Annotated in this window: 12 protein-coding genes; 4 read left to right on the top strand and 8 right to left on the bottom strand. The window is 62.2% G+C overall.

The features are described from left to right. Positions 1-101 precede the first annotated feature (101 nt). The 4 genes from tcyN to ACVWZP_RS19465 form a co-directional block, all read right to left on the bottom strand. Positions 102-848, bottom strand: coding sequence for an L-cystine ABC transporter ATP-binding protein TcyN (tcyN, locus tag ACVWZP_RS19480; protein WP_046385059.1), 747 nt, complete (start codon positions 846-848; stop codon positions 102-104). Between the two features lie 3 nt (positions 849-851). Continuing rightward, the gene (gene tcyL, locus ACVWZP_RS19475; RefSeq protein WP_017848588.1) at positions 852-1,517 is read right to left on the bottom strand and encodes a cystine ABC transporter permease; all 666 of its coding nucleotides are present in this window, start codon (positions 1,515-1,517) and stop codon (positions 852-854) included. Next, complete coding sequence (gene tcyJ, locus ACVWZP_RS19470; RefSeq protein WP_017848587.1) at positions 1,517-2,311, bottom strand: cystine ABC transporter substrate-binding protein; 795 nt, start codon at positions 2,309-2,311, stop codon at positions 1,517-1,519. Before tcyJ ends, tcyL begins: the two co-directional genes overlap by 1 nt. A gap of 279 nt (positions 2,312-2,590) precedes the next feature. Further along, positions 2,591-3,586 (bottom strand): D-cysteine desulfhydrase, encoded by a 996-nt coding sequence (locus tag ACVWZP_RS19465; protein ID WP_046385058.1) that lies wholly within the window; start codon positions 3,584-3,586, stop codon positions 2,591-2,593. A gap of 166 nt (positions 3,587-3,752) precedes the next feature. Here ACVWZP_RS19465 and epsC point away from each other — a divergent pair, with 166 nt between their 5' ends. The 4 genes from epsC (at position 3,753) to mgrA (ending at position 9,990) form a co-directional block, all read left to right on the top strand. After that, a complete protein-coding gene (gene epsC / locus ACVWZP_RS19460; RefSeq protein ID WP_108526209.1) occupies positions 3,753-4,679 on the top strand; it encodes a serine O-acetyltransferase EpsC in 927 nt (308 codons plus the stop codon). A gap of 662 nt (positions 4,680-5,341) precedes the next feature. Further along, on the top strand, positions 5,342-7,303 hold the full coding sequence (gene betT / locus ACVWZP_RS19455) for a choline transporter BetT (RefSeq protein ID WP_017848584.1): 1,962 nt from the start codon (positions 5,342-5,344) through the stop codon (positions 7,301-7,303). A gap of 212 nt (positions 7,304-7,515) precedes the next feature. Then, on the top strand, positions 7,516-8,844 hold the full coding sequence (locus ACVWZP_RS19450) for an OprD family outer membrane porin (protein WP_082107807.1): 1,329 nt from the start codon (positions 7,516-7,518) through the stop codon (positions 8,842-8,844). A gap of 108 nt (positions 8,845-8,952) precedes the next feature. Beyond that, a complete protein-coding gene (gene mgrA, locus ACVWZP_RS19445; RefSeq protein WP_017848582.1) occupies positions 8,953-9,990 on the top strand; it encodes an L-glyceraldehyde 3-phosphate reductase in 1,038 nt (345 codons plus the stop codon). Positions 9,991-10,133: 143 nt separating this feature from the next. On the opposite strand, the gene tauD is transcribed toward mgrA, so the two are convergent. The 4 genes from tauD to tauA are packed head-to-tail and all read right to left on the bottom strand — an operon-like array spanning position 10,134 to position 13,591. Further along, positions 10,134-10,970: a taurine dioxygenase gene (gene tauD, locus ACVWZP_RS19440; protein WP_457370063.1), complete on the bottom strand. Its 837-nt coding sequence runs from the start codon at positions 10,968-10,970 to the stop codon at positions 10,134-10,136. Between the two features lie 14 nt (positions 10,971-10,984). Continuing rightward, complete coding sequence (gene tauC, locus ACVWZP_RS19435) at positions 10,985-11,821, bottom strand: taurine ABC transporter permease TauC (protein ID WP_017848580.1); 837 nt, start codon at positions 11,819-11,821, stop codon at positions 10,985-10,987. Beyond that, the gene (gene tauB, locus ACVWZP_RS19430; protein WP_126585939.1) at positions 11,818-12,597 is read right to left on the bottom strand and encodes a taurine ABC transporter ATP-binding subunit; all 780 of its coding nucleotides are present in this window, start codon (positions 12,595-12,597) and stop codon (positions 11,818-11,820) included. The genes tauC and tauB overlap by 4 nt, the downstream gene beginning before the upstream one ends. Before the next feature lie 16 nt (positions 12,598-12,613). Beyond that, positions 12,614-13,591: a taurine ABC transporter substrate-binding protein gene (tauA, locus tag ACVWZP_RS19425; RefSeq protein WP_079442631.1), complete on the bottom strand. Its 978-nt coding sequence runs from the start codon at positions 13,589-13,591 to the stop codon at positions 12,614-12,616. Positions 13,592-13,689 lie beyond the last annotated feature (98 nt).

The raw sequence follows: 13,689 nt of genomic DNA, 5'->3' as shown, positions 1-13,689 counted from the left end.
CGGGAATTTCGGGGGTGGCGCAGGGGCTGTTTTACCCAGGCAGGCCGGGCGTGTGCGGGAGCGGGCTCCCCCACACGCGTTGTGCTGCCGGCGGGCGCGCGTCAATGCGCGAGAAACTTGCTCAGGAACTGTTTCGTGCGTTCTTCCCTGGGGTTGGCGAACAACGCCTTGGCCTCGCCTTGCTCCACGATCACCCCTTTGTCGAAGAAGATCACCCGGTTGGCGACATCCCGGGCAAAGCTCATTTCGTGGGTGACGATCACCATGGTGCGGTTTTCTTCGGCCAGGCTGCGAATGGTCGCCAGCACTTCGCCCACCAGTTCCGGGTCGAGGGCCGAGGTGGGTTCGTCGAACAGGATCACCTCCGGCTCCATGGCCAACGCCCGGGCAATCGCCACGCGCTGTTGCTGGCCGCCGGAGAGGCGCCGAGGGTAGGCGTCTTCCTTGCCGGCCAGGCCGACCCGCGCCAACAGCGTGCGGCCCAGGGCGGTCGCGGCCTCACGGGGCATCTTCTTGACCACGGTCGGGCCTTCGATGACGTTTTCCAGCGCGGTGCGGTGCGGGAACAGGTTGAAGTTCTGGAACACAAAACCCACGTGCTGGCGCAGACGCCGCACCAGGCCCTGTTGCTGGTTGAGCGGTTTGCTGCTGTCGATCTCGATGTCACCGACCTTGATGCGACCGCTGGTGGGGGTTTCGAGGAAGTTCAGGCAGCGCAGGAACGTGGTCTTGCCGGAGCCGCTGGGGCCGATGATGGCGACGACTTCGCCTTCCTTGACCTCCAGGTCGATGCCGTTGAGCACCACCTGGCCGTTGAATTGTTTGGTCAGTTTTTCAACCACGATCATGCTTCAAGACTCCAGGTCATGCCGGTTGACCCGGTCTTCCAGACGATTTTGAAAATGCGCCAGGATGCTTGCCAGGACCCAGTAGATCAGGGCGGCGGACAGATACATGGTGAAGATTTCGAAGGTGCGCGCCGACACCAGTTGCGCCTGGCGGAACAGCTCGGGCACCTGGATGGTGGCTGCCAGCGCGGTGTCCTTGACCAGCGAAATAAAGCTGTTGCCCAGCGGCGGCAACGCGGTACGCATCGCTTGCGGCAGGATGGCCCGACGCAGGGTCTGCGCGCGGGTCATGCCGATACTGGCCGCGGCTTCCCACTGGCCGCGCTCGATGGACGCGATGGCGGCACGCAGGATTTCACAGGCGTAGGCGGCCATGTTCAGCGAGAAGCCGATCATGGCGGCCGGGATCGGGTCCAGCTCGATGCCCACTTGCGGCAAGCCGTAGTAGATCAGGAACAGTTGCACCAGCAGGGGCGTGCCGCGAAAGAACGACACGTAGACGCGAGCGACGCCGCGCAGCAGCATGAAGCGCGACAGGCGCATCAAGGCCAGGCCGAAGCCCAGCAGCAAGCCGAAAAACATCCCGCCGAGGCTGAGGATTACCGTGAAATACGCGCCCTTGAGCAGAAAGGGCGCGGAGTCCAGCGCGAGTTGGAAACCTGCTTCCATTATTGAGTGACGTCAGCGTTGAAGTACTTCTCGGACAGCTTTTTCAAGGTGCCGTCGGCGCGCAGTTTGTCGAGCGCCTTGTTCACGGCCTCGAGCAATTCCGGCTCGCCTTTGCGCAGGGCAATACCGGCTTCCTGGCGGGAGAAGGCGTCGCCGGCGGCGGCAGTGTCCTTGGCTTTCTTGGCGTATTCGAGTGCGGCGAGGCGGTCGATCAGAATCGCGTCGATGCGGCCGATGCGCAGGTCCTGGAACTTGGTAGGGTCATCGTTGTAGGTCTTGATGATGGCTTTGGGCTGATTGTCCTTGAGCCATTGTTCGTAGTTGGTGCCCAGGCCCACGCCGACTTTCTTGCCGGCCAGGTCGTCGGCGGTCTTGATGGTGTCGACGTTTTTGGCCAGGGTCAGGGCCTGTATGCCGGAGACGGTATAAGGCTTGGAGAAGTCGTACTTCTTCTTGCGCTCTTCGGAGATGGTCACTTGGTTGACGACCGCATCCAGGCGCTTGGATTCCAGGGCGGCGAGGATGCCGTCCCATGGCGTGGCCTGCAGTTTGACCTTGACGCCCAGCTCCTTGGCCAGCGCCTCCGACAGCTCGACCTCGAAACCGCTGAGCTTGCCGCTTTCGTCGACAAAGCTGAACGGTGGGTAAGTGCCTTCGAGACCGATCTTGATCTCACCGGCTTTCTTGATGTTGCCCAACTGTTCGCCGGCCACGGCCTGGCCCAACCAACCAGCGCCGAGGGCCAGGCCCAGTGTGCCGACCAGCAATGTGCGACGGAATACAGAAATAGTCATGAAGAGCCCCTGTGTTGTTATGTTGAGCGAAGCAGGTGACGCGGTAGACGTATCCTGCCTTAAAGCGCGTAGCGCGTCTTCGCCTACGGCGCGATGATAAAGCCGGTTTTTAAGACTTGAAAATAATATAAATCTAAATTGATATTCTATTTTTGAATATGCACTTGATCCAATGTGGGAGGGGGCTTGCCCCCGATAGGGCCGTGTCAGCTTATGCATGTATCACTGACCCACCGCTATCGGGGGCAAGCCCCCTCCCACATGTTGATCCCTGTTTATTCAGTTAAATACGGCGTTGTAAGCAAACAACGCCGGCGCCCCACCGGTATGCAGGAAAATGATCGGGCCATCCTCAAAGCGCTGACGCCCGATACCGTCCAGCAAGCCGGCCATGGCCTTGCCAGTGTAGACCGGGTCCAGCAGCAAGCCTTCCTGGCTCGCCAATAGCTTGACCGCTGAAAGGGTGCCGGCGTTCGGTTCACCATAACGCGGGCCGAAGTATTCGTCCCACAGGATCACCTTGAAGGCCTCGGGGATGTCCACACCGAGCAACGCGGCGGTGCGCTCGGCCAGGCCCTGCACTTTCGGGCGTTGGGCTTCGTCGGTGCGCGACACGGTAACGCCGACGACCGGCAAGTTCGGCAGCACTTCGCTCAACGCCAGGGCCAGGCCGCTGTGGGTGCCCGCACTGCCCGAGGCCAAGACCACGGCGGCGAATTCCAGACCGCTGTCTTCGATCTGCGCGGCCAGTTCCAGCCCGGCCCGCACATAACCCAGGGCGCCGAGCGCGTTGGAACCGCCGATGGGCACCAGGTACGGCTTCTTGCCGTTGCTGCGCAGGCGATCGGCGAGGGCGTTGAGCTGGTCGTCGGCGTTGTCGAGGTTCTCTACCAACTCGACCTTGGCGTCGAACAGGTCCAGCAGCAGACGGTTGCCGTTGCCGAGGTAGTTGGGGTCTTCGGTGCCGGTGGGGTTCTCCAGCAGGGCGACGCAGCCCAGGCCCAGCTTGGCGGCCAGCGCGGCGGTCTGGCGCACGTGGTTGGACTGGATGGCCCCGGCGGTCACCAGGGTATCGGCGCCCTGGGCGATGGCATCGGCCGCCAGGTATTCGAGTTTGCGCAGCTTGTTGCCGCCCATGGCCAGCGGTGTGGTGTCGTCGCGCTTGACGTAGATGTCCCTGCCCAGCCAGGTCGACAGCCGCTCGAGTTTTTCCAGGGCAGTGGCGCCGCCCAGCAGTTCCAGGCGGTTAAAACGGTCGAGCTGTTGTTTGATCATGGCTACGCACGGTTGCTAAGTGATGGGGCGACTATAGGCAGGCACTTTTCATCGGGCAACCGCCAATCGTTTATGCTTGATGGTTCTTAGCATTGCACCATTGGTTCTTAAGAGCAGCCGGGGTGCCTATCGTAAAGTGATGGCCATTTTGTCAGGAGTGAATACCGTGAGTGAGCGTTCCAGTCATTGGCAATTACCCACCATTGTCAGCCAACTGCGCAGCGCGCGGGACCAGTGGCGAGCACGCAATGGCCGCATGAGTGGCGAGCACGGCGGTCGTGAGCTGCCTTCGCGCGATGCCGTGGCGCAGATCCTCGAAGCGCTGTGCGGCGCGCTGTTTCCGATGCGCCTGGGGCCGGTGGACCTGCGTGAGGAAAGTGAAGATTTCTACGTCGGCCACACCCTCGACGTCGCCTTGAATGCTTTGCTCGGCCAAGCGCGCCTGGAACTGCGCTACGCCGCGCGCCAGAGCGGCCAGGATGACAGCGAGGTCGACGCCCGCGCCATCCGCCTGATCCAGGATTTCGCCCTGGCCTTGCCGTCCCTGCGCAGCCTGTTGGACACCGATGTGCTGGCCGCCTACCACGGCGACCCGGCTGCGCGCAGTGTGGATGAAGTGCTGCTGTGCTATCCGGGGATACTGGCGGTGATTCACCATCGCCTGGCCCACCATCTGTACCGCGCCGGCCTGCCGTTGTTGGCGCGTATCAGCGCGGAGATCGCCCACTCGGCCACCGGCATCGACATACACCCCGGCGCGCAGATCGGCCCGAGTTTCTTTATCGACCACGGCACGGGTGTGGTGATTGGCGAAACCGCGATCATCGGCGAGCGCGTGCGTATCTATCAGGCGGTGACGTTGGGCGCCAAGCGCTTCCCGGCGGATGAGGACGGGCAGTTGCAGAAAGGCCATCCACGCCATCCGATCGTCGAGGACGACGTGGTGATCTATGCCGGGGCGACGATCCTCGGGCGGATCACCATCGGCAAGGGCTCGACCATTGGCGGCAACGTGTGGCTGACCCGCAGCGTACCGGTGGGGGCGAACATCACGCAGGCGAATCTGCAGCATGACGACGGCACCCAAAAGTAGCGCACGCCCTTAAACATCACACACAAACCTGTGGGAGGGAGCTTGCTCCCGATAGCGGTGGGCCGCTCAATGCATGTGCTGGCTGACCCACCGCTATCGGGGGCAAGCCCCCTCCCACAGGGTGACTGCGTTTCAAATGTGAACCGTATTTGAGCCTGCAACCGCTGGATGATTTGCCTCGTTCAATCACCTACCCCTCAGCCTTGCGGCTCATCCATGTTCAATTTATCAGCATGACGACGGCACCCAAAAGATCACACACAAACTTGTGGGAGGGAGCTTGCTCCCGATAGCGGTGGGCCGCTCAATGCATGTGCTGGCTGACCCACCGCTATCGGGGGCAAGCCCCCTCCCACAGGTTGACTGTATTTCAAATGTGAGCGGTATTTCAGTCGGCAACCGCTGAACGATTTGCCTCGCCCAGGCGTCATACCAGTCCTTGAGCTAGTGTAGGAATCACCTACCACTCAGCCCTGCGATTAGTCCAAAACCGCCTATCCATGTTTAACTTGAACGTTCGTTCAAGTTAAATCGGTGGTTCGCTGCCCGCTCACAACAGGAGGCTTACCTTTGCTGAGTCCGTTATTCACAGCCACATCTCACACCTCAGGGGTGCATCGTTCATGAGTGCATCGACCACCCCACCCAGCGGTTTGGTGCGTATGAATGCGCCCGTGTTCTATTTCGCCGCAAGCTTCATCCTGCTGTTCGGCATCACCGTCATCGCCATCCCGCAACAGGCCGGTGCCTGGCTGCTGGCGGCGCAAAACTGGGCGGCCAATACGGTCGGCTGGTACTACATGCTCGCGATGACTCTGTATCTGGTCTTCGTGGTGGTCACCGCGCTATCGGGCTACGGCAAGATAAAACTCGGTGCCGACCACGACGAGCCCGAGTTCAGTTACCTGTCCTGGGCCGGCATGCTGTTCGCCGCAGGGATCAGCATCACGCTGTTTTTCTTTTGCGTCTCCGAGCCGCTGACGCACCTGGTGCAACCGCCCCAGGGCGCGGCGATGAACGCCGATGCCGCGCGCCAGGCCATGCAGATCCTGTTTCTGCACTGGGGCCTGCATGGCTGGGGCGTGTTCGCCTTTGTCGGCATGGCCCTCGCGTACTTCGCCTACCGGCATAACCTGCCGCTGGCGTTGCGTTCGGCGCTGTACCCGCTGATCGGCAAGCGCATCAACGGCCCGATCGGCTACGCGGTGGACGGCTTCGGCATCATCGCCACGGTGTTCGGCCTCGGTGCCGACATGGGCTTCGGTGTGCTGCACCTCAACGCCGGGTTGGATTACCTGTTTGGCATTGCCCACACCCAGTGGATCCAGGTCGGCCTGATCACCCTGATGATGGGGGCGGCGATCCTGGTGGCGGTGGCCGGCGTGGACAAGGGCGTGCGCGTGATGTCCGACATCAACATGCTGCTGGCCTGTGCGCTGCTGCTGTTCGTGTTGTTCGCCGGGCCCACCCAGCACTTGCTCAACACCCTGATCCAGAACATCGGCGACTACCTCGGCGCACTGCCGACCAAGAGTTTCGACGTCTACGCCTACGACAAGCCAAGCGACTGGCTGGGTGGCTGGACCGTCTTCTACTGGGCCTGGTGGATTGCCTGGTCGCCGTTCGTGGGCCTGTTTATCGCGCGTATTTCCCGTGGCCGCACCATCCGCGAATTCGTGTTTGGCGTGCTGCTGATCCCGCTGGGTTTCACCCTGGCGTGGATGTCGATCTTCGGCAACAGCGCCATCGACCAGGTGCTCAATCACGGGATGACGGCGCTCGGCCAGTCGGCCATCGATGACCCGTCGATGAGCCTCTACCTGCTGCTGGAAACCTACCCGTGGAGCAAGACGGTGATCGCGGTCACGGTGTTTATCAGCTTCGTGTTCTTCGTCACATCCGCCGACTCCGGCACCGTGGTGCTGTCCACGCTGTCATCCAAAGGCGGCAACGCCGATGAAGACGGGCCGAAGTGGCTGCGGGTGTTCTGGGGCGCGATGACCGCGCTGGTGACCAGTGCCTTGCTGTTTGCCGGCAGTATCGATTCGCTGAAATCGGCGGTGGTGCTGACCTCGTTGCCGTTCTCGTTGATCCTGCTGCTGATGATGTGGGGGCTGCACAAAGCCTTCTACCTCGAATCGCAGAAGCAGATCGCCCAACTGCATTCGTTGGCCCCGGTGTCCGCGGCGCGCAAGGGCCGTGGCGGCTGGCGCCAGCGTTTGAGCCAGGCGGTGCATTTCCCGTCGCGCGATGAGGTGTACCGCTTCCTTGAGTCGACGGTACGCCCGGCGATTGAAGAAGTGACCGCCGTGTTCGTCGAGAAGGGCCTGAATGTGGTGACCCAGCCTGACCCGTCCAACGACAGCGTCAGCCTGGAAATCGGCCATGGTGAAGAGCACCCGTTCGTTTATCAGGTACAAATGCGCGGGTACTTCACACCGTCGTTTGCCCGTGGCGGCATGGGTTCCAAGGAGCTCAACAACCGTCGCTACTACCGGGCCGAAGTCCACTTGAGCGAGGGCAGCCAGGACTACGATCTGGTGGGCTATACCAAGGAGCAGGTCATCAACGATATTCTCGACCAGTACGAGCGCCACCTGCAGTTCCTGCACTTGGTGCGTTGATGTTCCAGGCCCTGCTCCCGCGTGGGCAGGGCGCGCTTTACCCCCACGCAAAGCCTCTATTACGGGGCTTTCTTAAACTTAATTTCATGTGCCCCCGCCGCGTTTTGACGCGCAACTGTCATCTAGCCACTGCGTAATTGTGTGAAGCGTTTGACGCTTTCATTTCAGAACAGTGACGGAGACCGGTAACAATGAAGACGTTATTAAGCCCCATGGTCGGTGTCGCCATGGCGAGCTTTATGCTGTCCGCCCATGCCGATTTTATCGATGACAGCCACGCCGATGTGACCCTGCTCAACCGCTATCTCAACCAGCAGGGGCGTGACGTGGTCGGCAGCAATGCCAAGGCCCACAGCATTCGCGATTGGGGCCAGGGTTTCGAGTTCAACTTCAAGTCCGGCTACACCGAAGGCCCCGTGGGTTTCGGCCTCGACTTGCAGGCGTTTTACGGTTTGAAACTGGACTCCGGCGGCGACCTCAATGACAAGAATCACCAGGGCCGCTACCCCGGCAGCATGTTCCCGCTGGACGACGGTAAATCCGCTGACCAGTTCGGCGTGCTGAGCCCAACGTTCAAAATGCGCTTCGCCAAGGATGAACTGCGGGTCGGTACGCTGTATGGCAACAACCCGGTGCTGGCCAACACCGACGGCCGCCTGTACCAGCAGACCAACACCGGTGTGCAACTGGTCTCCAAGGACCTCAGCGACTTCACCTTCACTGGTGGCGATATCTTCAAGACCAAGATCCGCAATGAAACCGGCGACCAGGGCATGATCACCGCGGGCGGCACCAAGGAAAGCGACCGCTTCCTCTTCGGTGGTGCCGACTACACCGGCTTGCCGGGCACCACCGTCAGCCTGTGGTATTCCAACCTTGAGGATTACTACCAACAGTTCTTCCTCGGTGCCAAGCGCCATGACGCGTTGTCGGTCGGTGCAATCGACACCGATGTGCGTATGTTCCGCAGCCTGGGGGTGGGCGGTAACGCCGATGGCGACAAGGATTATGCCGCGGCGGGGGTCTATGGCGATGGCGTGAACAAGGGCCGCATCAACCAGTCCACCGTCAGCCTGTTGGAAAGCTACAGCCTGGAAGGTCATACCGTCGGCCTCGGCATCCAGAAAAACAGCGGCAGCAGCGACTTCCCCTACCTGGATTCCGGCCTTAACAGCGGCGACAGCCGCCAGGGCCCCGGCTCGGGTGCCGACACCCCGGCGCTGACCAACATGCAGTTGAACAAATTCCAGCACGCCGGCGAACGCACCTGGCTGGCGCAATACAAATATGACTTCGGCAAACTGGGCCTCAACGGCCTGACGTTCTCCGCCGCCTATGCCCACGGCGATGACATCCGCACCGCACAAGGCACTACCAGCGAATGGGAACGCAACGTTGCCGTGGCCTACCAAGTGCCGACCGGCACCCTCAAGGGCCTGGGCGTGACCTGGAAAAACGCCCACGCCAGCCCAGACATTACCGGTGCCACTGTGCAGGATGAAAACCGCTTTTATGTCAGCTATGTCGTTCCACTCTGGTAGGAGTTTGCTGTAAAACGGAAAGGCAACGTTAAGCGATTCAGCTGCTTAAAAGGCCTGGGAATAGGCTTATTCCCAGGCCTTATTTGCCCCCGTCCAAGAGAGGATTCGATGACTTATATCGCTGCCGAAAACCGCTACGAATCTATTCCGTATCGCCGCGTCGGCCGCAGTGGCTTGGTGCTGCCGGCACTGTCCCTGGGGCTGTGGCACAACTTTGGCGACAGCACCCCGATCGACACCCAGCGCGCCCTGCTGCGCACCGCGTTCGACCTGGGGATCAACCACTTCGACCTGGCCAACAACTACGGCCCGCCCTATGGCAGCGCCGAGATCAACTTCGGGCGTTTGCTGCGCGAAGACTTCAAGCATTACCGCGACGAATTGATCATCTCCAGCAAGGCCGGTTGGGACATGTGGCCCGGCCCTTATGGCCAGGGCGGCGGTTCGCGCAAATACATCCTGGCGAGCCTGGACCAGAGCCTGCAGCGCCTGGGCGTCGACTATGTGGATATTTTCTACTCGCACCGCTTCGACGCCGACACCCCCCTGGAAGAAACCGCCAGCGCCCTCGCCACCGCCGTGCAGCAAGGCAAGGCGTTGTACATCGGTATTTCTTCCTACTCCGGGGTGAAAACCCGCGAAATCGCCGCCTTGCTCAACGAGTGGAAAGTCCCGCTGCTGATCCATCAGCCGGCCTACAACCTGCTCAACCGCTGGGTGGAAAAAGACCTGCTCGACACCACCGAAGCCCTCGGCGCCGGGGTGATCGCGTTCACGCCGTTGGCCCAGGGGCTGCTGACCGACAAGTACCTCAATGGCGTGCCGGCCGATGCACGGGTCAATCGCCCCGGCGGCGGTTCGTTGCAGGCCAAGCACTTGTCCGAAGCCAACCTCGCTCACGTGCGCGCGCTGAATGAAATCGCCAAGCGCCGTGGCCAAAGCCTGGCCCAACTGGCTCTGGCCTGGACCCTGCGTGACCCACGGGTAACCAGTGCGCTGATCGGCGCGAGCCGGCCGGAGCAGATCATTGAAAACGTCGGGGCGCTGAAGAACTTGAGCTTCACCGCCGAAGAACTGGCGGAGATCGATCGGTTCGCGTTGGAAGGCGGGATCAACCTGTGGGAAAAGCCATCGACGGCTGAATAACCCGGCACGACCCGGTCAATGTGGGAGGGGGCTTGCCCCCGATGGCGGTGGGTCAGTCAGTACATGCATTGACTGATACAGCGCCATCGGGGGCAAGCCCCCTCCCACATTTTGTCTTCAGTGTGGCGACTGTCGTGTTCGGCTCAGAACGGCACATCGCCGAGAATCGTCGCCCGGTGCATCACCCGCCGCTGTGGCCGGTAGTCGTCCACCGCGTAATGCTGGGTGATGCGGTTATCCCAGAACGCCACGTCATTCTCCCGCCAGCGCCAGCGAATCGTGAACTCCGGGCGTGTCGCGTGGGCGAACAGCAGCTTCAAGATCGCCTCGCTTTCCGCCGCTTCCAGCTCGTTGATTCTGGTGGTGAAGCCCTCGCTGACAAACAGCGACTTGCGCCCACTCACCGGGTGGGTGCGTACCACCGGGTGCGACAGCGGCGGGTTCTTCTTGCGGGTTTCTTCCCAGCGCGCCAGGTCTTCGGCAGTGTTGCCAAAACGCTCCAGCGGGAAGGACTTGGTGAAGTCGTGCGTGGCGGTGAGCCCGTCGAGCAGCCTCTTCAGCGGCTCGGACAGGGCCGCATACGCGGCAATCCCGCTGGCCCACAGCGTGTCGCCGCCAAACGCCGGCAGTTGCTTGGCACTCAGCACCGCGCCGAGGGCCGGGGTGGGCAGGAAGGTCACGTCGGTGTGCCACACGGCGTTGTCGCGCACGTCGGTGACGGCGGTGTCGAGGATCAGCACTTCGGGCTGTTCCGGCACGTTGGGGTAGATCGGATGAATGTGCAGATCGCCGAAGTTCGCCGCGAAGCGTGCTTGTTGCTGCGGCGTGAGCGGCTGGTCGCGGAAAAACACCACCGAATGAGTGAGCAACGCCTGTTCGATGGCGTCGCGCTGTTCGGGGCTCAGCGGTTGAGTGATATCGACGCCACTGATCTGCGCGCCGAGGGCGGTGCTTAATGGGGTAACGGTCAGGCTGCTCATTGGGTTCTCATCACTCAGTGTGCCTGGCCATGCCACGGCACCCATTTACGCTGCAGGGCCCGCAGGCCCATTTCCATGGCGAAGGCGATCAGTGCGATCACCAGAATCCCCAGCACCACGACATCGGTGACCAGGAACTGCGCCGCCGACTGCACCATGAAGCCCAGGCCGCTGGTGGCGGCGATCAGCTCGGCGGCGACCAAGGTCGACCAGCCAACTCCCAGCCCGATACGCACGCCGGTGAGGATGTCGGGCAGCGCGCTCGGCAGGATCACGTGGCGAATCAGCTGGGCGCGCGTGGCCCCCAGCGACTGCGCGGCGCGCAGCTTGGCCGGGTCGACGGTACGCACGCCGGTCGCGGTCGCGATGGCAATCGGGGCAAAGATCGCCAGGTAGATCAGCAGCACTTTGGACAGCTCACCGATGCCGCACCAGATCACGATCAGCGGCAGGTAAGCCAGGGGTGGAATCGGCCGGTAGAACTCGATCAACGGGTCGAGAATGCCCCGTGCGATACGGTTCGAGCCGATGGCAATCCCCACCGGGACCGCGGTCAGCACCGCAAAGCCCAGGCCCAGGCCGATGCGTTCGAGGCTCGCGCCGAGGTGCTGCCACAAGGTGGAATCCATATAGCCCGTGGTCGCCAGCAACCAGCCTTTTTGCAGCACGGCGGACGGTGGCGGCAGGAACAATGGTTCGATCAGTCCGCTGGCGGTCACCGCCCACCAGATCACCAGCAAGGCAACCAGCGTCAACAGGCTGATCCAACGCGTACTCAGGCTGCGCCGCAGCGGGATAACGGTGCGCGCCACCGGCTTGGCGACCGTGGCGGGAAGTTCGTAGCTGCTCATGCGGACACCTGCCGTTGGGAGAACACTTTGCCCAGCACGTGTTCGCGGGTTTCGATAAAGCGCGGGTCAGATTTGATCGCTCGCGCCGACTCGCCGGCCGCATAACGTTGACCGAAATCCAGGTGCAGGCGCTCGACGATCTGACCGGGGTTGGGCGCCAGCAGGATCAGATCGGTGGCAAGGAACACCGCTTCTTCGATGTCATGGGTAATCAGGAACACCGGCTTGGCCGTGCGCCGCCAGACTTGCAGCAGCAGCTCCTGCATCTGTTCGCGGGTGAATGCATCGAGGGCGCCGAAGGGTTCGTCCATCAGCAGTACACGCGGGGCCGCCGCCAGGGCGCGGGCCAGGCCGACGCGTTGCTTCTGGCCGCCGGACAGTTGCCAGATGCGCCGGCTGTCGAAACCGGCCAGGCCCACCAGCGCGAGCATTTCCCGGGCGCGCACTTCGCGTTGCGCCTTGCTCACGCCGGCCAGCTCCAGGCCGAAGCCGACATTGGCCAGCACGTCCTGCCAGGGCAGCAGGGCATCGTCCTGGAACACCACGCCGCGTTCGGCGCTCGGGCCTTTGACTGGCACGCCATCGAGGCTGATGCGCCCGGCAGAGGGCTCGACAAAACCGGCAATCAGGTTCAACAGCGAAGTCTTGCCACTGCCGGACGGGCCGAGGGCCACCAGCAATTGCCGGGGCCCAAGTTCGAGTGAAATATCAGACAGTACCGGTTCTGTGGCGCCTGGGTACCGTGCGCTGATGCGCTCCAGTTGTAGCAAGGCCATCGCGATGAACTCCTGATCAGTGGGTGATGAACTTGGCGCTGATGTAAGGGGCGTAATCCGGCAGCACCGCCTCGACCTTGCCTTGTTCCTTGAGGAATGCCGCGGTGTCGGTTACCGCCTTGATGGTCGGCGCGCCCAGCAGGGTCACCTGCTCAGCGGCCAGCGGGTAGACGTTGCCTTGCAGCAGCGCGGGGATGTCGCTGGCCTTGGCCCCGGAGAGTTTCACCAGCTTGTCGACGTTGCTTTTGTCGGCGAGCCAGGCTTGTGGGTCTTTGCGGTACGCGGCGTAGGCATCCAGGGTGACTTTGGCGAAAGCGCTGACGATTTCCGGATGCTTCTCGGCGAAGTCCTTACGCACGATCCACGCGTCGAAGGTCGGCGCGCCGAACGTGGCCAGCTCGCCGGAAGTGATCAGCACCTTGCCGTTTTCCTTGGCCACGCCCAGGGCCGGGTCCCATACGTAGGTGGCGTCGATATCGCCGCGCTTCCAGGCGGCGATGATGGCCGGCGGCGCGAGGTTGAGGATGGTCACTTTCGCCGGGTCGATGTTCCAGTGCTTCAGCGCGGCCAGCAGGCTGTAGTGGCCGGTGGATACGAAGGGCACGGCGACTTTTTTACCGATCAGGTCCTGCGGGCCATTGATCCCCGAACCGTTGCGCGCCACCAGGGCTTCGGCACCGCCGATCTGGGTGGCGACGAGGAAGGTCTGCACCGGCACTTTACGGGTGATGGCGGCGGTCAGCGGGCTGGAACCGAGGTAGCCGATCTGCACATCGCCGGACGCGATGGCGGCGATGATGTCGGAACCGTTGTCGAATTTGCGCCAGTCGATCTTGGCGTTCGTGGCTTTTTCATACGCGCCGTCGGCCTGGGCGACTTTCGCCGGGTCCACGGTGGTCTGGTAGGCGATGGTCACGTCCGCCGCCTGGGCGAACAGGCTGGCACCGGCCAGGGACAATGCCGCCAAGAGGCGGAGAGGGGAATGCAGTTTCAAGGGGAAGCTCCTCAATCAGGCGGCCGAGTGTCGGCGTGTGAGGAGACTAAATGATCTAAGAATGCGAAAATAAATAACTTTTTCGAATTAGCTTATGA

The sequence above is a fragment of the Pseudomonas sp. TE36184 genome, assembly GCF_054060055.1.
Note: the sequence above shows the minus strand (reverse complement) of the source record. Positions and strands in the feature narration are given on the sequence as shown.